A 24,657-nucleotide genomic window follows, 5' to 3' on the forward strand; every position below is an offset into this window, starting at 1 on the left:
GCGCTAAGCATTAAAGATTTGTGCAAATTCAGCGGCAGACAAGTGATACTGTCTTGGACATGACTTCCAAGTCTTCAACATTCGGCGATATTTTTCTAGCATCGGCATTTGAGCATTGAAGTGGTGGTCAGCCTTATCAAACTGGGTGTACAAGCCTTCGGAATCAACCAAAAAGCGAACGTAATTCACCAGTTGCGCCTCGGATGCAATGTCGAATCCAAGGAAGTTCAAACGGCGCTGGTCCACTTGCTCTCGATCTAAGTCGTTAAGCATCTTATTGGACTCCTGCATCGCGTGATACATTTCCATGATTTCCAGAACTTCACGGCACTGAGTTTCGTCCAGGCAGCCGTACTCTTTGTTCAGTTCCTGCATTTGCAATTCATAACCGCGTTCCACGATGGTTTGTAAACGCTGATACTTCGCTGAATTGTCAGGGTCCATTTGTGACATCAGGTAATACTGGTTCGACAGGATCAGGCGTTGAGCGTTAGTCATTTCCATAGCATGGTCTCTCAAAATTTATTACTTAATCTGCGAACCAGAGTAACAGTAAGTATCCGACCAGAAACATGATCTCAACACATGTTTAATAAGGTTTGTTGAGAGTTTGAACGATTTTTTCGTGCTTCTATGGATAGTTTCAGGACTTGCCAGAATAGTTTTTAAGACTTATTGGAATAGAGGTAGTGACGGTCAGAAAAAACTCGTAACCACTCGGGTTTGTAAACGCAAAGAATGGCCAGTGTCATGCCATTCAACAGCCCTTCGGGAAAAGCCATCAATGGAATGAGAACAAAGAAATTATCTACCACGGTAGTGAGATCGTAAGTGCCTTGCCAAAGGTAATAAGTGCCTCTGACTAACAAGTGAACACTGCCCGTAAACATGGCATTGAAGAAGCCTGCGACAAAAATAAAAACAAATACATTTTTAGGAAGGTAATGATAGCTAAGAGAAAAAATGCCATAGCTGACCAACACTGGGATTAGACCGGATATTAAAACCTGCACAGAAAAGTCGGCGATTAACCAGCCATCCCAAATGGCTATCAAAGCAAAAATAGGGATTAGCAAAACGCACGCAATTCGCCAGCCAAACATCATCGTGAAAGCCGTTAAACCAAGGAAATGAATATCTAAACCGCTTTTCACTCCGGCTTTAGTTTGCCAAAGGAAAAACAGAATTGCGCAACTAACAATGGTGAGGTTCTGAAAACTGCGTTCCTGTACGAACTTGGGGATGAACACGCTTTTCACGTCATGCCAGCACCGATAACATGTGAAGACTAACGCTAAAAAACAAAGAAATTGAAAAACCGACATCCTGTCCTTCCCAACAAAGAAAAAGCCAGCATGGAGAATGCTGGCTTAGTGTCTAACTAGTATTTCACATTTTCGGTATATTGCTCAAGAATACCTTTGATGGAGTCCATGACTTCTTTCGAAGGAGGCTCTACACCTTCTAACGGGTAGTCATGACCCAACGCTTCCCACTTATGAGCGCCTAGCTTGTGGTAGGGAAGCAACTCAACCTTTTCAATATTATCCATATCCTTGATGAAGTCACCGAGCATATGTGCTGCTTCTTCATCATCTGTGTAGCCGGGAACAACAACATAACGGATCCAGGTGGTTTGCCCAATCTTGTGTAGATAGCGAGCAAAATCCAGTGTTCTTCGGTTGGAGACACCAATAAAATCCTGATGGATTTCATCCTTCATGTGTTTGAGATCCAGCATCACCAGATCAGAGGCTTCCAGAACCTCATCAACCACATCGGTGTGTTTTCTTATATAGCCATTGGTATCGAGGCAGGTGTGCATGCCTTCTTCTTTGGCTGCTCTGAAGAAATCTCGAACAAACTCTGGTTGCAACATGGCTTCACCGCCAGAGCAGGTAACACCACCACCAGAAGCACGCATAAAGTGTTTGTAGGACTTTGCCTCATTGATGATTTCTTCGACGCTAACTTCCTTGCCGTCATGGGTATCCCATGTGTCCCGGTTGTGACAATACTTACATCGCATCAGGCATCCCTGAAGGAAAACGATGAAGCGGATTCCAGGACCATCCACAGTGCCACAAGATTCGAATGAATGAATACGACCAGTAGTAGACATGAGCTCATCTCTTAGGATTTGTTTATTGTCATTTTATTACAAAATGCACGCTTACCCTAGGAAAAACTGAGGTTATTTTTCACCAAGAGAGGAAATAATTTCGAATTTCCATTTTGACTTAGTGAATGATTCTTATTTGAAATGAACTGAGTAATAACTGTTTATAAAACATCAAAATAGCCAGAAAAGTGAAAGCGAGCCAGTACCGTGGAAATCAAACTGATCTTCTTTGAAATCGGGAGTCTTGAGCGAAAAAGTCAGTGATACGCCAACGTCTTTATAATGAGCTAACCCTCCTAAAATCGCTGTAGACTGAAAGTGAGTTACAGAAACAGGATATTTCTCATCTGGTCTTTGACCTGTAATCGTAACGTCATTGTGTCGGTACCTTGCTTCTAAGCCAGAAAACAAAAACCATCCAGAACGTCCATCATCCAGCCTCAGTCGATGAGCGGGATTGTCGTATTTTATTGCAATGGAGCCAAAGGAATTGCCCAGCGCATCACCCCAGCGAAAGAGCACGCCACTGCCTAATTCCGAGCGGAAGTTTCCCAGTTCCAGACGATTCGTCCAGGATATTTCTGTTTCTCCAAGAAGCCCAGAGCTGCGGCTAAGGAGTTTCTGATGTGAATAGCCCAATTGGTAAACAAAAGATTCTTCGATCTGATGTTCCCATCCTCGCGGTTTAGGGGAGCCGATGATGTCATGGACAAAAGTTTGGGCACTGTCTGCCTGAGCATTACGTCCCATCACTCCCATGAGAACATGAATATTTTGGTAGGTATTGCTGTCTCCTGATGCCAGATGTGAGTCCAGGTAGCTCAAACCGGCATAAGGGCGTTCATTTGGTTTTTGGGTGGTGGATTCAATATCGTCAGGTGTCCAGAGCTTTTGCCCGAAATCGATACCAAAGTAGAGACGGTCGCTACTTTTACCAAACCAACTTAGATAGCTGGGTTCGCTTTCTAATTCAGTGGAAAATCCGAGGGTAATGCCGCTGCTGTAATCCCTGTCGCTGGTTACCATGGAGTCGTTATCCATGGTCAGAGACCAAAGCGTTTTGGCGTGAGAAAAAAGAGGCGCAAGTGCCAAGGAAACAAAGAGAAGTGACGCAGTTTTCATAGCAATTCTACTCCTTAGCTATCGAGCTCATAATAGCAATGTGAACTGATTTCATTTTTTATGCAATTCAGCCAGTAACAGTTTTGAACATCCTCACGTAAAAGGAAGTGTTAAAAATTAATTGATGGAAATGTCAATTGTCAAATGTTAGAAAAATGTAAATACAACCAAAGTGCTTGGCTTTTGTTGTGTTCTAAGTTTTTTTATCCGAAAAGGAGGGAGTGATGAAAAGCTTTGCGCTCTCACAAAAGCAAAAGGTATGGATATATCTGGCGGCTTTGATGGCAGGTTTCATCGGGTTGTCTTTGTTTATTTCAGTCAAAATTGGAGCGGTTACTGGACAATATAAAAAACAAAGTGACATTCAAGAAGGAGTCTCTCAAATTAGCGAAACTCAGATTGGACTTCTGGAACTGGCGGCTAGGCTAAATAACTTAACAGTTGACCAAGTGCCTGAAATTAAAGCTTTGCTAAGCACTATTTCTGAAAAAGCGGAAGCAAAGAAATACATTCTTTCAGACGTTGGGCTAAATCAGGGAGCCGTGGAGTTTGTGGAATCGGTGTCCGCTTACAAAGCAGCCATGTCTCCGTGGTTGTCCATTCGTGAAGAGATGGGATTTAACGTTGATGATGGCAAGTTGGGACAACTTAAACAACTCGCCAACACCATTGAAGCAAAAATTGCAGAAACAGGCATGGTGAGCATCAACTCAGACTTTCAAAATATGGTCAAAACGCAGCAAACGTACTTACTTCAACCTAACGAAGAGAATTTGAAGTTTTTTAACCGTGCGTTAGCGATGTTTATCAATATGTCTAACTCATATGCCATGCTCGACCTCTATGAGAAGGAAGTCGAATTGTTTAAGGAGCATTCTGCTCGGGTGAGTGAGTTGTCGGTCGAATTGAAAACAGTCGAAGAAAACTTATTCATACGTCAGCAAGATGTTCAGAAAACGGTCTCTAACCTGGCAAAAGAGATGAATATCATCAGCGCCCAGTTCGGTGAAGCGGCGCAGCAAACTTCCTCAACCGTTCAGTTTTCAACGCTGATTGCCTGCCTGATTCTAGCCCTGTTTACGCTGTTCATTTTTGTTTCTCAAAACCTCTCTATTTCTCGCTCTCTAAAGAAAGTAACAGAAATGCTGGAGCGAATTTCTTCAGGTGATCTTTCAAAGAGAATGCCCGTTTCTTCAAACAAAAATGATGAATTTAACCGTCTGGCCATTAACATCAATCTGGCTTGCCAGCATCTTGGTGAGTTGGTTAAGGGAGTGCAACAAAGCAGTACAGCGCTTTCGTCTAATGCAACGGAATTGAATTCCGGTCTAGATGATTTGGTTGCAAGTCAGCACGACGTTGTTGTACAGACGCAAGTGCTTGCTTCGGCAACCGAAGAAGTGAATGCGACGACCCAGGATGTTTCAGGTAGTCTGGAACTTGTGGTTAAGGTGAGCGAAGAATCCAGTAAATCTGCACAAAAAGGTGCCTCGGTGATCACCAGCGCCATTGATTCAATTGAAGATATTGGGGAAATTCTTGGCAACGCGGCAAGCCATATCAAGTTACTTGAAGACGCGTCATCAAAAGTCGACTCTGTTATGGAAATCATCAATGGTATTGCAGAACAAACTAACTTATTGGCGTTGAATGCCGCGATTGAAGCTGCCAGAGCAGGGGAGCAAGGGCGCGGTTTTGCTGTGGTTGCCGATGAAGTTCGAAGCTTGGCTGTAAGAACCGTAGATGCGGTGGCAGAAATTTCCGGAACCATTGAGACAATGAAAAAAGAGAGCGCCGAGGTGATTCAGTATATCGGGCAGTCTGAAGTTTCTATGCGAAAAGGACGTGAAAAAGGGCACGAAGCCATGGAAGCATTACGTTTGATCACCGAGCAGGTTAGCGAAGCAAGTGAACAGACGGAAGGTATTTTCCAGGCAATTCGGGAGCTGGCGGCTACAAGCCAGTCTATGGCAGACAGCATGTCGCAGATTTCCGGTTCAATGAGTACTATTGAGGACAACAACACTCAATTGCGTCAAACCAGTGGTCGGGTAGATGAACGCTCTGGCATTTTGATGCAGGAATGCAACCAGTTTTCAGTGTAGCCATCAACATATCATTGCAGAAAAACAAAAAGCCCCGCATTTGCGGGGCTTTGTCATTGGTAACTAAGAATCTTATAGAGACTCAGTAAATGTACGTGCGATTACGTCTTTTTGCTGCTCTACAGTCAGAGAGTTAAAACGTACAGCGTAACCAGATACACGGATTGTCAGCTGGGGGTAGTTCTCTGGGTGCTTAACTGCGTCTTCTAGAGTTTCGCGGTTAAGAACGTTAACGTTCAGGTGCTGACCACCTTCAATGCCTTGCTCGTGGTGGAAGTAACCATCCATCAGACCAGCCAAGTTAGCGCGCTGTGAGTTCTCTTCTTTACCTAGTGCGTTAGGAACGATAGAGAATGTGTAAGAGATACCGTCTTTCGCATCAGCAAATGGCAGTTTACCGACAGATGTTAGAGATGCTACTGCACCTTTCTCATCACGACCGTGCATTGGGTTTGCACCCGGTGCAAATGGTGCACCAGCTTTACGACCATCTGGTGTTGTACCAGTCTTCTTACCGTATACCACGTTTGAAGTGATAGTAAGGATAGACTGAGTAGGAACTGCATCACGGTAAGTCTTAAGCTTACGGATTTTACCCATGAAGATAGAAACAAGTTCACAAGCCATGTCATCAACACGTGCGTCGTTGTTACCAAATTTAGGGTAGTCGCCAGAGATGTCGAAGTCGATAGCAATGCCGTCTTCGTCACGGATTGGCTTAACTTGACCGTACTTGATTGCAGACAATGAGTCAGCAGCAACAGAAAGACCTGCGATACCACACGCCATTGTACGGCGAACGTCGCGATCATGAAGTGCCATTAGGGCTGCTTCGTAGCTGTACTTGTCGTGAGAGTAGTGGATAGCATTTAGTGCAGTCACATATTGCTTCGCCAGCCAGTCCATGAAGTTGTCCAGACCAGCCCAAACTTTGTCGAAGTCCAGAACTTCATCAAGCATTGGTTCAGTCTTAGGACCAACTTGCATCTTAAGCTTCTCATCTACACCGCCGTTGATAACGTAAAGTAGAGTCTTAGCTAGGTTTGCTCGAGCGCCGAAGAACTGCATGTGCTTACCGATAACCATTGGAGATACACAACAAGCGATAGCGTAGTCATCGTTGTCGAAGTCTGGACGCATTAGGTCATCGTTCTCGTACTGGATAGAAGAAGTATCGATAGATACCTTCGCACAGAACTTCTTGAAGCCGTCAGGTAGTTGCTCAGACCAAAGTACAGTGATGTTTGGCTCTGGAGAAGGACCCATAGTGTATAGCGTGTTTAGGAAACGGAAGTTTGTACGTGTAACAAGAGTACGACCGTCGACACCCATACCACCCATAGATTCTGTTGCCCAGATTGGGTCGCCAGAGAATAGCTCATCGTACTCAGGAGTACGTAGGAAGCGAACCATACGCAGCTTCATTACGAAGTGGTCGATCATTTCCTGAGCTTGTTCTTCTGTGATGATGCCAGCAGCGATATCACGCTCAACGTATACGTCTAGGAAAGTCGAAGTACGACCCAGAGACATAGCCGCACCGTTTTGAGATTTAACCGCAGCCAAGTAACCGAAGTAAGTCCACTGGATTGCTTCTTGAGCTGTTGTTGCAGGACCAGAAATGTCGAAGCCGTAAGACGCTGCCATTTCTTTCAATTGACCTAGTGCACGGTGCTGCTCTTGAAGCTCTTCACGCAATTGCATGGTCATTTGTAGATCGTCACCACCTTCAAGTTTTTCTTGAGTAGAGTGGAACTGAGCGACCTTGTCCTTCATTAGGAAGTCTACGCCGTATAGAGCGACACGACGGTAGTCACCAATGATACGACCACGACCGTATGCATCAGGAAGACCCGTCAGAACACCAGACTTACGACATTTTAGAATATCTGGAGAGTAAACATCGAAAACACCTTGGTTGTGTGTTTTTCTGTACTCTGAGTAGATTTTAGAAACTTGTGGATCTAGTGTGCGACCGTACGCTTTGCATGATCCTTCGATCATACGTACACCGCCATTAGGCATGATTGCACGCTTAAGAGGCGCTTCGGTCTGAAGACCAACAATGGTTTCTAGGTCTTTGTTGATGTAGCCAGCATCATGAGAAGTGATGGTAGAGATAACTGAAGTATCGAAATCAACAGGTGCGTGAGTGGCGTTTTCCTGTTTGATACCTTCCATTACCTTAGCCCAAAGCGTATTCGTTGCTTCAGTACCTTCAGAAACTAGGAAAGATTCGTCACCTTCATACGGCGTGTAGTTCTTTTGAATGAAATCACGAACGTTAACTTCGTTTTGCCAATCGCCTTGTGCAAAACCTTCCCAAGCTTTAGCAAATTGCTCTGCCATGACATACCTACCTTTTTAGTAGAAAAAACACGTACTGTTTTTAGCCGTTGAGCCAGCTACCTCCTACGGGGAGGGCAGTACACTCTTTATGAATAACAATATGAATAGCTTCGCTTTTTTCGTCTTAAAGCCATACATATTGTCACTAGTTTTAAGATTCTGTCTCTTTTCTTCAGTTCCAAGATAGTCTAAAAAAAAGTTGCAAACCTTAAACTAAATCAATAAATCCTAAAAAAAGTCGATAAAATTTGGGTGGCAATTGTTGCCACCCACAAATTTATTTGAATTTAAAGCCAGGCTTTGATGCCATATTGGCTTTCAAGCATACCTACCGCTAGCATAGCAATCAGACAGATAACCAGTACACCACCTGGGATCACAACTTTGTCGACGAAAGAAAGCTTCTTCGCGCGCTCTTTGTCACCAATTAGGCCGTTGTTATCCAGAAGCATTGTGATAGCCCATGCCAGAACAGGATTAACCACGGCACTACCAAAGATACAGATACCAGCTGCTTGTGAATCTTTCGTGTCTTTCACCATCTGCATGCCTGCTTCAAGCAATGGAAGGAATACACCAACCAGAAGAGCAACACGCATGACAGGAGGCCAAACAGCGACATCCATTGGGAAACCAAGAATCGCAACAGCCATAACAATTAAGCCAAGCAGGATTGCACCACCAGGAATAGGGCGCTTGGCGATAGCGGCTGGGATCATGTACGTACCCCAAGAAGAAGTGATGTTACCGCCACCGACTGCTGTACCAACCATCTGACGAATTGAACACATGGTCATTGTGTCATCGACATCCATAAGTACTTTTTCAGTACGCTTAGGGTAGTTAAGCTCTTGGAAAATACGGTGACCAAGGAAGTCAGGAGACCACATCGCTACCGCCAGAATCGCAAATGGCAGTGATGCAATGAAATGCTGAAGCGTTGGCAAGCCAAGCTGCCAGCCCGTTTCCGTGCTGCCCCACCAGTAAACAGGGTTTAGGTTAGGCAAGCCCATTTCAGTTTCAAATTTCAGGTCAAAGCTTGCGCCCAATGCTAACGCAACGACCAGACCAACTGCCGCACACACTGGAATCGCCAGCCAGCGCATGTTGATTTTAGCTAGAAACGCATAAATAACGATGGTAATTGCGAGTACAACCAAACCGACATAACCCATGCTGCCTGCAGCCACTTCCGCAGATTCAAGACCCGTTGCCCAACTTTGAATTGAACCGATCTGGCTCATGGTTCCAGTAAAACCGAGGAATATCAGGAGACCACCAGCGGTGCCTTGGGAAGTTAAGTTAACGAGTTTAGAACCGCCCTTGAAGTAACTTAAAAGAAGACCAAATACCCCAAGAAGAATGGCAAGCGCAAGAGGGTGAGCACCGGCTAAAGCAATGGTGCCGATGAGCGGGATCATTGGTCCGTGGTTACCTGCGAGGTTAGCACGAGGGTTAATGAAACCGGATGCGAGTACACAGAAAAGTAGAGCTGGGATTAGCATTTCAACACGAGCAACTTCAATGGCAAATTCTTTACCTAAATTGACGTGTTCCCAAGCGGCGGATAGACCATCTGCCCACGACATCATTACTGCTGAATACATGGCAATGATACCGATTGTGCCAGCAAGTGCTGGAACTAAATCTTCCAATTCAAAGCGGAAGTCGCGACCGGGAAGGTTCAGACCATAGCGGCGAGGCTTCATTATTTGAAGTTCATGGTCTAGATAATCTGAACGACTCTTGAACTCTGAAGCTGGTCTGTGCAGCTCGCTATAGCTTTTCTCATCCATAGCGTCTGAGTTGTCTGTTTTGACGGCGTCGGACATAGATTCCTCGTTTTCTTAAAGTTAGTAATTCTTTAAACATTGAAACAACCGCAAATAAGCGGTTGCATTCGCTAAACTGTGGCACGAGCTATATGGGCTAGTGTTGCACAATATGAAACTCTTTTGTTGATTAAATTGTTGTTTTTTGTATTCGTTCCGAGTGTATCAACGGGCCTATTTAGCATGATTGATCTTGATCACTTAAAGGCTATTGTTGAAATAAAACTACAACATGATGCTAATAATGCGTGTGTCTGCATCAAATTATGTAAATTGGTTACGGTTATTTTCGAAAAAATACAAGTTATGCGAAGCATCTATCAGCCAGAGAAATAAAAATATGATCTTTATCATTAACGTGATGCAAGGGATGAGAAAGTGAGCAGCAATTGGTTTGCCTGTTTGAGATTATCTAACAGCGCAACACACTGTTTTTAAGCTAATTTACGATGACGCTCTTTTCTGGCTTGGTTTTTGCTCTTCATATTTCAGACAGAGAAATGAAAGAGCGGTGGCAATGGCTTGCCGCTCACGAGGGGAAAAGATGACAAAATTCAAATTCAGTGTTGTTGCTTTGGCTACAGCCGTTATGTTGTCTGGATGCGGTTCAGAAAGTAAGAGCAGCACAGGCAGTAACAGTAAACCACCCACACCACCTGCACCGACGCCGACTCCGCCGCCAGCGCCAACAATCTATAACTGGCAGCTTGTTAACCTGCGTTCAGAAGTGCCTAGTTCAGTAAATGCCGATTGTGCTGTTTACGCCGTAGACACGAATGACAGTTCAAAGCGCATCTATGCGTACCGTGCGACACAAAATGTGGTGATTTCAATACATAACTCGGTTGGTAAACTGGTAAAAGAACTCTCCCCCAACGCTTACGGTACGGTAAGCATTAACTATGATGACATCCCAACAAATGGATATGTCACTGTAGAAGAAGTGGACGGCTTAATTGGTTCAGGAAGAGCTCTGTATTCTTATTCTGTTGAAAAACCATTTGTGAACAATATGGTCTTCAACTTACGCAAGCCTGGCGCTTACTCTTGTTATTATACTGGTGAGGGGCTACCGGCAAGCGTCACCCCTGATGCTAATGCTGGCGTAACAGTAAATGCACCTGCGACGAAATATGTGCAATCAAGTTATATCGATAAAGGCACTTCGGGAGCAGTGGCAAATTTTCCAAACAAAATTCCTGTTATCGCGCCAATTCCGGCGACAGAAAAAATCCTACTCACACAGTATGAAACCTACACCAGTTCTCAGGCGCTAGATTTACGGAACTACGCGTTTGTTGGCGGTGACTTTGCACATAATCAGAACACTCACCCCGATAGCAAAACGGTTACGCTTTCCGACACCAATTTAGTTCAGCCAGGCTTAAGCTTTACGGACTTAACCTTATCCAGTGGAAACGAGGTAGAAGTATCTCACAATGGGCATCTTTATCAGTGGCAGCCAATCTATCAGTCAAGCTCAAACTTTTCATTTGTTGATGGAAACGGTCCATTCAGTGCATGGGCGATGAAAATTAACGGCACAACAACGAACGGGTCTTGGGCGTATAAAGGAATGTATCCTGTTAATTCAACCGCGAAGACTATCACTCCGCCGACTCTGACTAATTTTGCCGCATCGGTTACAACAGCAAACTGCAGTGGTACACACTGTGTAGAAAGCCAAGGGTATACCGCTTCAAATTACAATATCCAGCGTGTTCATGTCCGTTCCAATACGTCGGATGGAAGCAACTATTACCAAACGATTATCTCAATGCCCCGCAGTACTCAGGTACTGATGGAGAGCAAGTATTCAGCGTTAGCGCCATCTTCTTCCAACAGAATAGAAATTGGGTTGGGATCATTAAGTGAGACAAGTACAGCAATGACTCAGCACTTTATGTCCAACTATATTGATGTCCAAAATCTGGCATCAGGTACGGCGAGCAACAACTTCGACGTAAATGGTCCGGTAATACAGCCTTCATCTGAAAAGACGCGCTATATTTCATTAATGGGCAAAACAAGTGTCACGCTATCAAATAGCGTTAACTGACGAAGATTGTGAACTGATGGTTTTCAAGTTCACAAAAATTAACCTTTAAGAGCCTCATCATTGAGGCTCTTTTTACATCAATATCCAGAAAAGCTGAAAATAAACTCTGGTGGATGCATACTTATTCAGATATATTGTCTGAATAATAAAAACTTTAAAGTTAATAATATGTTGCAAGAAGGTTTCTTGAATGCTAGCTTGTAACACACTTAGAGGTCGGAGTACCTTGCAGTCGGAATTACACAGGGAGTTAAGCGCATGAAGGATGTAATCGCGCTGGATATAAAAGAACTGCACAAAACGTTCGGACAGAACGAAGTTTTAAAAGGCATTTCGCTTGAAGCTCACAAAGGGGATGTCATTTCCATTATCGGCTCTTCCGGTTCCGGTAAGAGTACCTTTCTCAGATGTATCAATCTTTTAGAAACGCCAACCGCTGGTGAAATTTGGGTCAATGGTGAATTGATTCAGATGAAAACTAACCGTCGTGGTGAATCTTTACCCGCTAACGAAAAACAAGTTCAACGAATCCGTTCTCGTCTGGCAATGGTTTTTCAGGGGTTTAATCTTTGGTCTCATTTGACCGTTTTAGAAAATGTTATGGAAGCGCCAGTTCACGTATTGGGTGTACCTAAAGCAGAAGCAAGAGACAAGGCAGAAGAACTGCTAAAGAAAGTCGGTCTCTTTGAGCGCAAAGATTATTATCCAGGGCACCTGTCTGGCGGTCAGCAACAACGCGCCGCTATAGCCAGAGCACTGGCCGTTGATCCTGAAGTTATGCTTTTCGATGAACCTACATCGGCGCTTGATCCAGAATTAGTTGGTGAAGTGCTTGGTGTTATGCGTGATCTCGCCGAAGAGGGAAGAACCATGCTGGTGGTCACTCATGAGATGGCATTTGCCCGGGATGTTTCTAACCACGTTATGTTTTTGCATCAGGGTTTGGTGGAAGAACAGGGAGATCCATCTAAACTGTTTACAAACCCTGAGTCGGAAAGACTTCAGCAGTTTATCTCTTCTATTTATTAAAACCAGTCTGATAAGACTAATTAAAACAAACACAACATTTAAACCATTCACAGGAGTATGGATATGAAAAAATGGTTACTTGCTGCGACTTTGGCAGCGACAGCTGTTGCAGGTACTGTTCAGGCGAAGGATTGGAAAACAGTACGCTTTGGAATTGAAGGTGCATACCCTCCATTTAGTTGGACGGAAGCCGATGGCTCGCTTAAAGGTTTTGATGTCGACATGGCGAACGCGCTTTGTAAAGAGATGGCAGTGAAATGTAAGATCGTCCCACAAGACTGGGATGGCATTATTCCATCACTTCTGGCGCGCAAATACGACGCTATTATCGCAGCAATGTCGATTACTGAAGAGCGTAAGAAGAAAGTCGATTTCACAGGCAAGTACGCACTTATTCCTAACAAATTCATTGCTAAGAAAGGTGCAGACATTGACTTTAGCAGCCTGGATGGTGTGAAGATCGGTGTACAACGTGCAACTACGCATGACAAATATCTAACCGATAACTACAAGAAAGTGGAAATCGTGCGTTACGGTTCGTTTGACGAAGCTTACCTGGACTTAGCTAATGGTCGAATCGCTTCTGTGTTAGGTGATGCATCTGCACTTGAAGAGGGTGTACTTAACAAAGATGGCGGCGACGCTTATGAATTTGTTGGTCCATCTTTGACAGACCCTAAGTGGTTTGGTGACGGTTTCGGTATTGCCGTTCGTAAACAAGACAAAGATCTGACCAAAAAGCTGGATGCGGCAATTCTTGCTCTGCGTGAGAAGGGCATCTATCAGGAAATTGCAGCTAAGTACTTTAAGTACGATGTTTACGGCGAGTAATCGCTGACTTTTCTTCTTAAACAGAAGGCAACAATAATAAATGCAGAGGCAATGTGTGCCTCTGCAACTTTAATGCCCTGAGCGATTTTCGCCTTCTGCAGCTCGTTGTATTACTGGATGTAAATATGCTGGATCTTCAAGGATACGAAGTCTCAATTCTTAAGGGAGCGCTACTTACCATTGAAGTGGCGGTTCTGTCTCTTATTCTTGCCATGTTCCTTGGAATGTTAGGGGCACTGGCGAAGTTAGCTCCCTATCGCTGGGCACGTGCAATCGCGACGCTTTATACCACGGTTATTCGAGGTATACCTGATCTCGTGCTGATGATGCTGATTTTCTTCGGCGGACAAATACTACTGAACAACAGTCTCTACTCAATGAATGAGTGGCTAAATGAATGGATGACCTCAAGTAATCCAGACCATGAGTGGGTTTCTTACCTTCCAGATTATGTTGATGTCAGCCCGTTCATTGCTGGGGTACTGACGATAGGCTTTATCTTTGGCGCTTATATGGCTGAAACTTTCCGTGGCGCCATTATGGCCGTGGATAAGGGAGAGTTAGAAGCGGCGAAGGCATATGGGATGAGCAGTTTCTTATCTTTCCGTCGTATTCTTCTTCCACAAATGATTCGACACGCATTACCGGGTTTTGGCAATAACTGGTTGGTGTTGCTAAAAACCACTGCACTGGTGTCAATTATCGGTCTTGAGGATATGGTACGTGTGAGTTCACTGGCCGCTGGTTCGACAAAAATGCCGTTTACTTTCTACATGACGGTTGCCGTTATCTTTCTTTTCTTTACCAGTGTATCAACGGGTTTACTCAAGCTTGTTGAGCGCAAATTCAGTATTCACGCGAGGTAAACCATGGACTTTTCTTTAATTGTAGAAAGCTTTCCTGTTTATCTTGAAGGGTTGTGGACCACAGTCTGGTTAGTTGGATTAGCGCTTGTTATCGGTTTGATGGTTGCGATTCCATTAGGAGTGGCAAGAAATAGCGCGAATTATCTGATCAGTATGCCTTCTTGGGCATTCATTTATTTCTTCCGAGGCACACCATTATTGGTGCAGTTGTACCTTATCTATTATGGTATGGACCAGTTTTTCCCGGTGAAAGATACCCTATGGGAACACGCGTGGTTCTGTGCTTTGGTGGCTTTTGTGTTGAATACGTCCGCGTATACCGCCGAAATCATCCGGGGTGCGATTAATGGGTTGCCTAAAGGTGAAGTGGAAGCGGCAAAAGCATACGGCATGAGTACCTGGAAGACGTATCGTCGAATCATTTTACCTAGCGCATTAAGAAGGGCACTTCCGGCATACAGTAATGAAGTGATCTTTATGCTTCACGGTTCGGCAGTGGCCGGGATTGTGACCATTATTGATTTAACCGGTGCGGCAAGGTTAGTGAATTCTCGATACTACGCGCCTTTTGAGTCCTTCCTCACTGCAGGTCTATTCTATATGGCGTTGACCTTTATCATTCTGGGATGCTTCAAAGTCGCAGAGAAGAAATTCCTGGCGTACTTAAGACCGCTCTCTTAATACCTTAAAAAAAGAAAAGCTCAATGGCGAAAACCATTGAGCTTTTTGTATCGATATAAGACTCTAATTATTAGAGACGATTTCTCCTGCAATGACAGAAGGCTCACCCGTGACCGTTGGCATGACACCGATATTGGCATTGCCTGTTATCGATGTTGGCACAGCGACCGCCGGATCTTGAAGAGTGAGTGCGGTGCATTGTCCTGTTGCGTTTTGCATCTGCTGTTCTATCTCTTTTGCTTTAATCACGTATTGGTTGCTGGACCCCATTAAGGTGCCATCTGCTATTGAGAATTTAGGTCTGTATTGATTACCCTGTTTCTCATAAGGAATACCCCACAGATCCCCATTTCCTCCGTAATTGAGCAGGAAGGTTTGACCATCGTAGTTCCCTGCATTGCCAGAGCGGTCATTCGCGTTACTGTGCGAATAACTGAACTGTATCGGTTTATCAAAGGTCACAATGTTGTTCTGGCTATTACGAACGGCAGATAACTGATTCCAACTGCTGATTCCCGTCTCCCAAACGTAGTAAGTAGTCACGACACTTGGGTCGTAAATATCCCAGACGTTTGTCATGCTCGACGCTACGGTACTAGTGACCATAGGGCCTGAGCGAACTCCCCAGCTGTGAGGTGAGCTGTTCAGTTGCTGCTTGGTTATGGAGGAATTGTATCTAACAGGTTCGCTATTGCTGTCTCTGACCAGAGTCAGGGCATTGCTTCCTGAGTTGGAGAAGGAAAAGTCTATGGCTGACGCCACGTTAGACGCCCGAGTCGAGAATGGGCTGCCACTTCCTTCAAAGTTAGCGAGATCGGTCAGATCAAATGTACCAATAGGGCACCGGTCGAAGCACTTCAAGGTGACAGAAGCATTTTCCAGTAGCTCGCCAGTGCCAGTCTCGCTGCCATTTAAGAAGGTCTGTTCATAGTAGGTCAGGCTGGAAGAACCATAAAGATACTTCACTTCCCCACCGAGTTGTTCAGACCACATGTACAAAGACTCACCAGCATTAAGCGAAATGAGCTGGTCGGTTACATCAGTAATCTGCTGACCGCTGTCTCCCCAGTTCAGACCTGCTGTAATGTAAAAGCCGTCGGTTCCCACTGAGTCGTCATTAACGGTAAGGTATTTCACTACCCACTGATTGTAACCCGAGCTGTACACGTTGGAATCCCAATAGGAGAACGATACACCTCTTACGTTGCTGAGTGCGAGTGTTTTCACTTCATTCTTTATCAGTCGACCTGGGGCGGTAACCAGCGTGTAATTCTCGGTAGAACCCTGATCTTCTCTAACCAAAGTGGTGCCGTTTGCCAAGCTGGAATCACCTTCCGTCCAGACCCCCCAATAGCCTACATGTCCGTAAGCATCGACTTGGTTATCGCTGTCGCTATCGTAACGAAAAGAGAAACCACTATTCAAAGAAACCGCGGCTCCAGTGGATGCGTTGTAAAGGTCGTATCGATGAACAGAATCTGTGAACTGAGTTCTATCAAGACATTGACCTGAATTACTGCCAGTTTTGAAAGGTAGGCTGGCAACATCATTTGCGGACTGGATAAGTACATTGTTTGCGTTGAACGCTAATGCGTAGGCGTTTCCGGAATTGCTGCCTCTGTCAGCTGAAGTGATGGCGTTACCAGAAGATCGATCAGCGCTCATCACGACACTGGCACTTTGGACATACGTATCAGCGCCTCGATTACTGGTTTCATAGAGTGTAAAACCAATGGAGTTAGCGACGGAATCGGACGCGACAATTTCGCCAGCGCCATTTTGTGTGCCCTCTAACTGGTCAAACATTTCGAAGTTGAATGTGAATGCTCCAAAAGGGTTACTCTCGCTGGCACCCGATGTGACCTCCGCTTTGAACTTAATGGCCTGATCGCTATCTCCGCCAGACATTTCTGGAATCCAGACGCTAATAACTAAAGGATCACTGTCTGATTCTCGTGTCACGTTAGCAACCGCTTTTAAATAGGAAGGGGTATTGGCTGCGCCTGAAGACTGACCGGTTGAACCGTCGTCTTCATTATCGAAACACGCCGCTTCATCTGCGAGTACCAGATAAGGTCCCTGGTTTGCAAAGTCTGTTGCTTTGAATTGAGCGGTAAAACACAAAATGCTGTTAACCAGCTCAATGGGCTCTAGCGCTTCTATCCAGACATGAGAACGTTGAGTTGCGTTTGAATAATCGGTTCCAGTGTCATTAAAGGCAGCGAAACTTGAAGTCGCAATAAAAATGCTCGATGCGAGCAAAGATTTAGTTATTTTCATTGGTCACAACCTCCAACTGCTCTGGAAGAACCAACTGAGATGTTGGTGTTGCCTGGGACTGAGCGGCTGAGCTACTGCTGTCACAGCCACTGACGCCTAATACCATGATCAAAGCAGCTAAGCTGCTGTAGAGGGCTTTTTTCATTGTAATGTCTCCCTTTGGTAAGCCATACAATAAAAATATAGAACGCTTATTTAGGAAATCATCATTAAAAATAATGTTATTTAAAATTGTTTTTAAACAGAGGCATAGGGGTGAGGTTGAGAGGTTGGCTCGATTTTTGGTAGTTAATATTTATACATTATTGAGCTTTTAAGTAAACAATGAGCTTATGCCTCATGTTGGCTATTGGTGCGAGATAAAAAAAGCCCAAACCACTTGGGTTTGGGCGGATACAAATAGGAGTTAATAAGAAAAAAGCAGCGTTTGTAACAAGTTGCAGTAAATAAATCAGTCCAATACGACCGCAGACTCGGAATGCCCTGCTTGCTACATATTTTATGACCGGACCAAATTCGGTTAGTTCAAAATTTTTTCAAATTTTTTTTCTTATTCATAAAGCGCTTAGCCACAAGGTTATGGAATTGTGATGTTATCACCTTGTTAAATAAACTGTGTGGCGGTATATTTTCAAACAAGCGTTTAATACGAGTGATTAAAATGAGTGCGAAGAATAAAACGAAAGACAAAATTTTGGATGTGGCTGAGGCGCTCTTTGCAGAGCATGGTTTTAACGATACTTCTCTAAGAACCATAACAAGTAAAGCAAACGTCAACCTGGCTTCTGTGAATTATCACTTTGGAGACAAAAAGACTTTGGTACGAGCAGTTCTCAATCGTTATCTGGAAGCCTTTATGCCAGCACTTGGTGAAGCGCTGACTGAACTGAACAAAAAATCAGAGTTTTCCATGGAAGAGGTATTCCTCTCACTGAAACAACCTTTGCTATCGCTTAACTCTTTACGTCCGAACGGGGCGAGCCGTTTTATGTCTTTGATTGGCAGAGGTTATACCGATGTACAAGGTCACCTTCGCTGGTTCATCACCACTCGATACGAAGAAGTTCTGGGGCAATTCACAGGATCTGTGAGTAAGGCAAACCCAGCCCTGACACCTGAAACTCTATTTTGGCGACTACACTTCACGTTAGGAACCTGTGTATTCACAATGGCATCGAGCCAGGCTTTGGCAGAAATTGCCTTTAATGATTTTGATAAACAGGTGGACTCAGAAGCCATCATCGATCAACTGATTCCCTATTTAGCGGCTGGCGTCGCAGCAAAATAATCGGTCAATGACCAACCATAACAAAAATAAAGATCAGTTATATAAAGAAACAAAAGGACTGAAACATGAGCTCTCTACAAAACCTAAGAAGGAAATGGGTCAGTGACCCAGCCTTCAAATTCTTTAAGAAGGTATTGCCACCACTCTCTGATACAGAGCGCGAAGCAATGGAAGCCGGCAGTGTATGGTGGGATGGTGAACTGTTCAGCGGTTCTCCGAACTGGCATATGCTTCATCAATACCCGAAACCGGAGCTGACGGACGAGGAGCAAAGTTTTGTTGATAACGAACTCGAAACCTTGCTGGGTATGCTCAATGATGACCAGATCGTAAGACACGATCGCGATTTACCTGAAGAAGTCTGGGAATACCTGAAAAAAGAACGTTTTTTCTCGCTCATCATTTCCAAAGAGTACGGCGGGCGTGAATTTTCCGCGCTGGCAAACTCAACCATTGTTACCAAAATCGCTACCAAGAGTATTAGTGCGGCAGTTTGCGTGATGGTTCCGAACTCTCTTGGTCCTGGTGAGCTGTTATCACACTATGGAACACAGGAACAAAAAGACTACTGGTTGCCGCGTCTGGCTGATGGTCGTGATATTCCTTGTTTCGCATTAACCGGTCCAGAAGCGGGTTCTGATGCTGGCGGCATTCCTGATCAGGGTGTTGTTTGCATGGGGGAACACGAGGGCGAAGAAGTTCTGGGTATTCGTCTAAGTTGGAACAAGCGCTACATCACGTTAGCCCCTGTTGCGACCGTACTTGGTCTTGCATTCAAGCTAAAAGATCCAGACGGCTTATTGGGTGACAATCCTGATATAGGTATTACCTGTGCTTTGATTCCAGCCGACCACAAAGGGGTGGAACTGGGAGAAAGGCACGACCCGCTTGGGCTGGCGTTTATGAATGGTCCAACGCGTGGTAACGACGTGTTTATCCCTATGGAATGGCTAATCGGTGGTGCCGATTACGCGGGTAAAGGCTGGCGCATGCTGGTGGAATGTTTGTCTGCGGGGCGTGGTATTTCACTGCCCGCGTTGGGTACATCAATTGGACACCTCACTTCACGTACAACTGGGGCGTATGCCTATGTGCGTAAGCAATTTGGCATGTCGATTGGTAAATTTGAAGGTGTGGCAGAGGCAATGGGGCGCATCGGTGGTCTGACTTACCTGCTCGAAGCGACCCGAACACTCACAACCACCTCTTTGGATATGAAAGAGAAGCCGGGAATTGTTACCGCTATCGCTAAGTACCATATGACGGAAATCGCACGAACGGTTTTGAACGATTCTATGGACATTCATGCAGGGCGTGCGATTCAGACAGGACCAATGAATTACCTGGCGCACCATTATTCAGGGATCCCTGTCGCGATTACAGTGGAAGGGGCGAATATCCTGACACGAAACTTGATGATTTTTGGTCAGGGAGCGATTCGTTGCCATCCATATGTCTTGAAAGAGATGGAAGCGGCAGCCAACCCAGACAGTAAAGAAGGCGCGAAAGAGTTTGATGAGCTGTTGTTTAAGCACATTGGGCACGCCACCAAGAATGCATTCGGTGCATTTGGCGCGGCGCTTACGGGTTCAAAGTTTGTTTCTGCATCTATGAGCGGCGAGACCAAAGTTTACTACCAACACATGACGCGTTTGAGCCGTGCTTTAGCAATAAGCTCTGATGTCGCGATGCTGACTCTCGGTGGTGAATTGAAGCGTAAAGAAATGATTTCGGCGCGCTTAGGCGACGGTCTTAGCTACTTGTTTATGGGCTCTGCAGTACTCAAAAAGTATGAAGATGATGGCAGGCAGCAATCGGATCTCGACTATGTGCACTACGCCATGAATCATTGTCTGCATAACGCCGCGAAGTCGTTGCAGGAAGCGTATGCGAACTTCCCATCTAAGGTGGCAGGTAAGTTCCTGAGCTTCCTCGTCTTCCCGTTGGGTAATCATTTTAACAAGTCGACCGATGATAACGCGGTTTCTATCGCCAATAGTTTGATGACCCCGGGGGCGCATCGCGATCGTCTGACTCACCTGTGTTACGTAGGAAAAGACAACGATGACCCAGTTGGCTTGATGGAAAACGCATTAATGGCAATGTACAAAGTGCGTGGTCATGAACGTAAAGTGATTCAGGGCATCAAAGACGGCAAGATTGATAAGAAAGCACCGCTTCAAGAAAGGCTTGAGCAAGCATTGGAACACAAGATCCTGAACAAAGTTGAAGTGGACGAAATCTTGAGTGCAGACAAGCTGCGTTATCAGGCAATTCAAGTAGATCATTTCAGCCACGATATGGTTGAAACCCGAACTCATAAAACCAACTCGGTATCGCTGAATAGCGTCGCTTAAACGCTGACAAAGCATACACTTCAAAAGCGCTGCAGTAATGCAGCGCTTTTTTGTACAAACAGCTCCAACCACTTTCTCATTTCACAAGAAATTAGGTGCGAAACGCTTTGTAAACTTTTATCCTAGCAAAGTTTTTTTAAGGGAAATGAATATGATCATCAAACCAAGAATTCGTGGCTTCATTTGTACGACGACACACCCAGTTGGCTGTGAAGCAAACGTAAAAGAACAAATCGAATACACCAAAGCGCAAGGTCCTATCAAAAATGCTCCTAAGCGCGTATTAGTTGTTGGTTCTTCAAGCGGTTACGGCTTGTCTTCTCGTATTGCCGCTGCATTCGGTGGTGGTGCATCAACCATTGGTGTGTTTTTCGAAAAAGCTGGTACAGAGAAAAAGCCTGGTACAGCGGGTTGGTACAACTCAGCGGCTTTTGACAAGTTGGCAAAAGAAGAAGGCTTGTACTCTAAAAGCTTAAACGGCGACGCATTCTCAAACGAAGCGAAACAAAAGACCATCGATTTGATCAAAGAAGACTTGGGTCAGATTGATATGGTAGTTTACTCTCTGGCTTCTCCAGTGCGTAAGCTTCCTGAAACGGGTGAACTCATCCGTTCGTCTCTTAAGCCTATCGGTGACACGTACACTTCAACTGCGGTAGACACTAACAAAGATGTGATCATCGAAGCGAGTGTTGAACCAGCGACAGAGCAGGAAATCAAAGACACGGTTACCGTGATGGGTGGCGAAGACTGGGAACTGTGGATTCAAGCCCTGTCTGAAGCAGGTGTTCTGGCAGAAGGTTGTAAGACAGTAGCATACAGCTACATCGGTACTGAGCTGACTTGGCCAATCTACTGGGACGGCGCACTGGGTCAGGCGAAAATGGATCTGGATCGTGCAGCGTCTGCTCTTAACGACAAGCTTGCAGCGACTGGCGGTAGTGCAAATGTTGCGGTACTGAAGTCGGTTGTCACTCAGGCGAGTTCTGCGATTCCAGTTATGCCTCTTTACATCGCTATGGTCTTCAAGAAAATGCGTGAAGAAGGTGTACACGAAGGTTGTATGGAACAGATCTTCCGCATGTTCAGCCAGCGTTTATACAAAGAAGATGGTTCAGCACCTGAAGTAGACGAGAAGAACCGTCTGCGTCTGGATGACTGGGAACTGCGTGATGACATTCAGCAACACTGTCGTGATCTATGGCCTCAGATTACCAGCGAAAACTTGAAAGAGCTGACTGACTACGTTGAGTACAAAGAAGAGTTCTTGAAGCTGTTTGGCTTTGGTTGTGAAGGTGTTGACTACGAAGCGGATGTTAACCCCGCTGTAGAGTTTGATGTTCAGGACATCTAACGATTACCTTTGATATATGAAAGGCGCTCAGTGAGCGCCTTTTTTGTGACTGCGTTAAATAACAATTTCTAGGTAATGATGATCAAGAATGTACCTGCCAATGTCATCAGGATATTAGCGATAGCGTAAGTACCTGCGTAACCCAGTGCTGGAATGGTTGATTTAGCTTGTTCGTTAACCACGTCCATTGCCGGACCACAGGTTCGTGCCCCGACAATTGCGCCAATCAGAAGTGCTCGGTTCATCTTAAGAACGTAGGCTCCAACCAGGTAAGCAATCATTACCGGAATAATACTCACCAGTAAACTTACCCCTAATATCTGAGGACCGACTTTTGTCATGTAAGACACTATGCTGTCACCGGCACTTAATCCAATACCCACCATAAAGAACATCAATCCCAGGTCTTTGACCATATTCAATGCACCCTGAGGAACGTAACCGAAGGTAGGGTGGTTGGCTCTCAAAAATCCAAGTGTGATTCCTGAAAGTAAAAGCCCCACAGCATTACCCAATCCAAAGGTAACCTGACCAAAGGTCATGGTAATCAAGCCAAATAAAATACCGAGAATGAAGAAGCTACAGAACGCCAATAAGTCGGCCATTTGGCTATGAATAGAGATGAAACCGATTCGTTCTGCTAGCCCCATCACTCGACTTTTCTCACCACTGACCTGAAGAATGTCGCCTTTCGCGAGCACGATATTAAGATCCATCGGCATTTCAATTTGCGCTCTTACGACTCGGTTTAGGAAACAACCGTATTCAGAGAGGTTCAAATCAGAAAGCTTTTTGCCTGCGATGCTGTCACTTTTTACAACGATTTCTTCTTCAACAATTCGGAGGTCGAGCAGGTTACGGTCGAAAACCTCCTTGCCGTTCCTAAAGCTAGGGTCGAGTCGGGCGTGGCTGTCGGGGTAACCAACCAAGGCGATTTCGTCGCCTTCCTGAAGAATGGCATCACCATCCGGGTGGGCAAGAATACCGTTTCGACGAATACGCTCGATATAACAGCCTGTTTGACGGTAGATACCCAGCTCACGGAGGTTTTTACCATCCGTCCAGTCGACCAGTTCAGTACCAACGCGATAGGCACGAATGATAGGCAGGTAGACTTTTCTCTGAGCAGAGGTATCAAGCCCACGTTCTTGGGCAATTTGAGTTGCTGAGTCGTGCAGGTTCTGCTTTTGTAGCTTTGGTAAAAGCTTGGCAAGCAGGATCATGCTGGTTAAACCTACCAAATAAGCAATCGCATAACCTACCGACAAGTTCTCTCTCACCTTATCCATGGTGATGTCAGCAGGAACAGAAGCGAGACCAGTTTTTAACGCATCCTGAGCACCAACCAATATCGGGGTAGAGGTAAGCGAACCTGCCATCATTCCAGCAGAGAAACCAAAGTCTAGTTCCAAATAACTGCTGATAAAGTAGGTTAACCCCAAGGCAGAGGAAAGCACGGTCAGGCTGAGAATAAAATAGTGCTTGCCGTCTCTGAAGAAAATACCAAAGAAGTTCGGTCCGGCTTCGATGCCGACGCAAAAGATGAATAACATAAAGCCAATGGTTAACGCATCGGCATTAAATGAGAAACCCAAATTGCCCATAAATATGGCGCTAATGAGCACACCAATGGCACTGCCTAGCTGCATTCGACCAAATTGAATTTTGCCGATACCCAACCCCATGGCCAGGACGACGAAGATGAGCAAAATTGGGTTTTGCTCAAGTAAGATAACGATATCGATGTTCACTGCTCTCTAACTCGGAATCGCTGTGAAGGAATGGAAAAGGAAGGTGAAGTGTAACCGAAAGTTACTGCTGTAATAAGTGATTTATTAGCTTTTTTGACTAAATTTTTACGCGTTGTTCAGATAAAAAAATACAGCCCGCAAATGCGGGCTGTATTTTAATAAAATCAGCGACTTGATATTAGTCGTAAAGACCTAGGTTTTCTTTCGCGTAAGCTTCAAATTCTGTGAAACCACCAACGTGGTCTTGGTCGACAAAAATTTGAGGAACGGTTTCTACAGGCTTACCTACCGTCTTTTCCAAATCGGCTTTGCTGATGCCTTCAGCGTGAATATCAACGTAGCGATAGTTGAAATCGTCACGTTCATCTTTCAATTTATCAGCAAGGTCTTTCGCACGCACACAGAAAGGGCAACCAGGACGACCAAAAATCACTACAAACATATTCTTCTCCTTTGTTCTAATGGTGCCACTATGCCTGATCAAACGTGGGAAATAAAGCTCGAAAAACCATTTGCTTCAATAGGTTTTGCCTATCAAACTTTGTCTGGTTAATTCTTGTCAAATTCGTTGAGATTTTGGCTCAGTTGGAGCGGTCTTTTTATAAGAGTAAAGTTGCACCTACATTTGCGA

At 44.9% G+C, this 24,657-nt stretch carries 19 protein-coding genes; 9 read left to right on the forward strand and 10 right to left on the reverse strand.

Annotated features, from left to right (window positions below):
* Positions 1-3: 3 nt before the first annotated feature.
* From INR79_RS06615 to INR79_RS06630, 4 genes are all read right to left on the reverse strand, one after another.
* The gene (locus INR79_RS06615; protein ID WP_223096485.1) at positions 4-504 is read right to left on the reverse strand and encodes a YfbU family protein; all 501 of its coding nucleotides are present in this window, start codon (positions 502-504) and stop codon (positions 4-6) included.
* Positions 505-665: 161 nt separating this feature from the next.
* Positions 666-1,325 carry an energy-coupling factor ABC transporter permease gene (locus INR79_RS06620; protein ID WP_223096487.1) on the reverse strand — a complete coding sequence of 220 codons (660 nt, stop codon included), beginning with the start codon at positions 1,323-1,325 and terminating at the stop codon, positions 666-668.
* Positions 1,326-1,381: 56 nt separating this feature from the next.
* Positions 1,382-2,122 (reverse strand): pyruvate formate lyase 1-activating protein, encoded by a 741-nt coding sequence (gene pflA, locus INR79_RS06625; RefSeq protein ID WP_223096489.1) that lies wholly within the window; start codon positions 2,120-2,122, stop codon positions 1,382-1,384.
* Positions 2,123-2,293: 171 nt separating this feature from the next.
* Positions 2,294-3,244 (reverse strand): lipid A deacylase LpxR family protein, encoded by a 951-nt coding sequence (locus INR79_RS06630; protein WP_223096491.1) that lies wholly within the window; start codon positions 3,242-3,244, stop codon positions 2,294-2,296.
* A 224-nt stretch (positions 3,245-3,468) separates the two neighbouring features.
* Here INR79_RS06630 and INR79_RS06635 point away from each other — a divergent pair, with 224 nt between their 5' ends.
* On the forward strand, positions 3,469-5,349 hold the full coding sequence (locus INR79_RS06635) for a methyl-accepting chemotaxis protein (RefSeq protein ID WP_022589482.1): 1,881 nt from the start codon (positions 3,469-3,471) through the stop codon (positions 5,347-5,349).
* 72 nt (positions 5,350-5,421) lie between these two features.
* Here the strand turns inward: INR79_RS06635 and pflB are convergent, their stop codons facing one another.
* Both pflB and INR79_RS06645 read right to left on the reverse strand, forming a co-directional pair.
* The gene (pflB, locus tag INR79_RS06640) at positions 5,422-7,698 is read right to left on the reverse strand and encodes a formate C-acetyltransferase (protein ID WP_022550228.1); all 2,277 of its coding nucleotides are present in this window, start codon (positions 7,696-7,698) and stop codon (positions 5,422-5,424) included.
* Positions 7,699-7,985: 287 nt separating this feature from the next.
* On the reverse strand, positions 7,986-9,530 hold the full coding sequence (locus tag INR79_RS06645; RefSeq protein ID WP_022550229.1) for a DUF3360 family protein: 1,545 nt from the start codon (positions 9,528-9,530) through the stop codon (positions 7,986-7,988).
* Positions 9,531-10,074: 544 nt separating this feature from the next.
* Between INR79_RS06645 and INR79_RS06650 the strand changes: the two genes are divergently transcribed.
* From INR79_RS06650 to INR79_RS06670, 5 genes are all read left to right on the forward strand, one after another.
* The gene (locus tag INR79_RS06650) at positions 10,075-11,589 is read left to right on the forward strand and encodes a hypothetical protein (RefSeq protein ID WP_223096493.1); all 1,515 of its coding nucleotides are present in this window, start codon (positions 10,075-10,077) and stop codon (positions 11,587-11,589) included.
* Between the two features lie 258 nt (positions 11,590-11,847).
* Complete coding sequence (locus INR79_RS06655; protein ID WP_022550231.1) at positions 11,848-12,618, forward strand: ABC transporter ATP-binding protein; 771 nt, start codon at positions 11,848-11,850, stop codon at positions 12,616-12,618.
* A gap of 63 nt (positions 12,619-12,681) precedes the next feature.
* A complete protein-coding gene (locus tag INR79_RS06660) occupies positions 12,682-13,449 on the forward strand; it encodes an ABC transporter substrate-binding protein (protein WP_022550232.1) in 768 nt (255 codons plus the stop codon).
* Positions 13,450-13,574: 125 nt separating this feature from the next.
* Entirely contained in the window at positions 13,575-14,315 is a 741-nt protein-coding gene (locus tag INR79_RS06665) for an ABC transporter permease (RefSeq protein ID WP_022594359.1), read from the forward strand.
* A gap of 3 nt (positions 14,316-14,318) precedes the next feature.
* Positions 14,319-14,996, forward strand: a complete 678-nt coding sequence (locus INR79_RS06670; RefSeq protein ID WP_004402602.1) for an ABC transporter permease — start codon at positions 14,319-14,321, stop codon at positions 14,994-14,996.
* 63 nt (positions 14,997-15,059) lie between these two features.
* On the opposite strand, the gene INR79_RS06675 is transcribed toward INR79_RS06670, so the two are convergent.
* Together INR79_RS06675 and INR79_RS06680 are read right to left on the reverse strand one after the other, a co-directional pair.
* Entirely contained in the window at positions 15,060-17,276 is a 2,217-nt protein-coding gene (locus INR79_RS06675) for a hypothetical protein (protein ID WP_223096495.1), read from the reverse strand.
* Positions 17,263-17,421, reverse strand: a complete 159-nt coding sequence (locus INR79_RS06680; RefSeq protein WP_004402606.1) for a hypothetical protein — start codon at positions 17,419-17,421, stop codon at positions 17,263-17,265. The genes INR79_RS06675 and INR79_RS06680 overlap by 14 nt, the downstream gene beginning before the upstream one ends.
* Before the next feature lie 516 nt (positions 17,422-17,937).
* Between INR79_RS06680 and INR79_RS06685 the strand changes: the two genes are divergently transcribed.
* From INR79_RS06685 to fabV, 3 genes are all read left to right on the forward strand, one after another.
* Positions 17,938-18,564, forward strand: a complete 627-nt coding sequence (locus INR79_RS06685; protein ID WP_004402609.1) for a TetR/AcrR family transcriptional regulator — start codon at positions 17,938-17,940, stop codon at positions 18,562-18,564.
* A 65-nt stretch (positions 18,565-18,629) separates the two neighbouring features.
* Complete coding sequence (locus tag INR79_RS06690; RefSeq protein WP_223096497.1) at positions 18,630-20,921, forward strand: acyl-CoA dehydrogenase; 2,292 nt, start codon at positions 18,630-18,632, stop codon at positions 20,919-20,921.
* Between the two features lie 151 nt (positions 20,922-21,072).
* Positions 21,073-22,275, forward strand: a complete 1,203-nt coding sequence (fabV, locus tag INR79_RS06695; RefSeq protein WP_022550236.1) for an enoyl-ACP reductase FabV — start codon at positions 21,073-21,075, stop codon at positions 22,273-22,275.
* A gap of 68 nt (positions 22,276-22,343) precedes the next feature.
* Here fabV and INR79_RS06700 read toward each other — a convergent pair whose 3' ends face one another.
* Complete coding sequence (locus tag INR79_RS06700; protein WP_022594355.1) at positions 22,344-24,026, reverse strand: aspartate:alanine antiporter; 1,683 nt, start codon at positions 24,024-24,026, stop codon at positions 22,344-22,346.
* A gap of 178 nt (positions 24,027-24,204) precedes the next feature.
* Positions 24,205-24,468 (reverse strand): GrxA family glutaredoxin, encoded by a 264-nt coding sequence (locus INR79_RS06705; RefSeq protein WP_004402615.1) that lies wholly within the window; start codon positions 24,466-24,468, stop codon positions 24,205-24,207.
* Between the last annotated feature and the right edge of the window lie 189 nt (positions 24,469-24,657).

The sequence above is a fragment of the Vibrio sp. SCSIO 43132 genome (genome assembly GCF_019904195.1).
In the GTDB taxonomy this organism is placed as follows: Bacteria; Pseudomonadota; Gammaproteobacteria; order Enterobacterales; family Vibrionaceae; genus Vibrio; species Vibrio nigripulchritudo.

Coding starts and splice junctions, on each gene's coding strand:
- pflA (WP_223096489.1), bottom strand. CDS start 2,122: ATGTCTACTACTGGTCGTATTCATTCATTCGAATCTTGTGGCACTGTG.
- INR79_RS06630 (WP_223096491.1), bottom strand. CDS start 3,244: ATGAAAACTGCGTCACTTCTCTTTGTTTCCTTGGCACTTGCGCCTCTT.
- pflB (WP_022550228.1), bottom strand. CDS start 7,698: ATGGCAGAGCAATTTGCTAAAGCTTGGGAAGGTTTTGCACAAGGCGAT.
- INR79_RS06660 (WP_022550232.1), top strand. CDS start 12,682: ATGAAAAAATGGTTACTTGCTGCGACTTTGGCAGCGACAGCTGTTGCA.
- INR79_RS06680 (WP_004402606.1), bottom strand. CDS start 17,421: ATGAAAAAAGCCCTCTACAGCAGCTTAGCTGCTTTGATCATGGTATTA.
- INR79_RS06685 (WP_004402609.1), top strand. CDS start 17,938: ATGAGTGCGAAGAATAAAACGAAAGACAAAATTTTGGATGTGGCTGAG.
- INR79_RS06690 (WP_223096497.1), top strand. CDS start 18,630: ATGAGCTCTCTACAAAACCTAAGAAGGAAATGGGTCAGTGACCCAGCC.
- INR79_RS06645 (WP_022550229.1), bottom strand. CDS start 9,530: ATGTCCGACGCCGTCAAAACAGACAACTCAGACGCTATGGATGAGAAA.
- INR79_RS06650 (WP_223096493.1), top strand. CDS start 10,075: ATGACAAAATTCAAATTCAGTGTTGTTGCTTTGGCTACAGCCGTTATG.
- INR79_RS06615 (WP_223096485.1), bottom strand. CDS start 504: ATGGAAATGACTAACGCTCAACGCCTGATCCTGTCGAACCAGTATTAC.
- INR79_RS06635 (WP_022589482.1), top strand. CDS start 3,469: ATGAAAAGCTTTGCGCTCTCACAAAAGCAAAAGGTATGGATATATCTG.
- INR79_RS06665 (WP_022594359.1), top strand. CDS start 13,575: ATGCTGGATCTTCAAGGATACGAAGTCTCAATTCTTAAGGGAGCGCTA.
- INR79_RS06670 (WP_004402602.1), top strand. CDS start 14,319: ATGGACTTTTCTTTAATTGTAGAAAGCTTTCCTGTTTATCTTGAAGGG.
- INR79_RS06655 (WP_022550231.1), top strand. CDS start 11,848: ATGAAGGATGTAATCGCGCTGGATATAAAAGAACTGCACAAAACGTTC.
- INR79_RS06705 (WP_004402615.1), bottom strand. CDS start 24,468: ATGTTTGTAGTGATTTTTGGTCGTCCTGGTTGCCCTTTCTGTGTGCGT.
- INR79_RS06620 (WP_223096487.1), bottom strand. CDS start 1,325: ATGTCGGTTTTTCAATTTCTTTGTTTTTTAGCGTTAGTCTTCACATGT.
- fabV (WP_022550236.1), top strand. CDS start 21,073: ATGATCATCAAACCAAGAATTCGTGGCTTCATTTGTACGACGACACAC.
- INR79_RS06675 (WP_223096495.1), bottom strand. CDS start 17,276: ATGAAAATAACTAAATCTTTGCTCGCATCGAGCATTTTTATTGCGACT.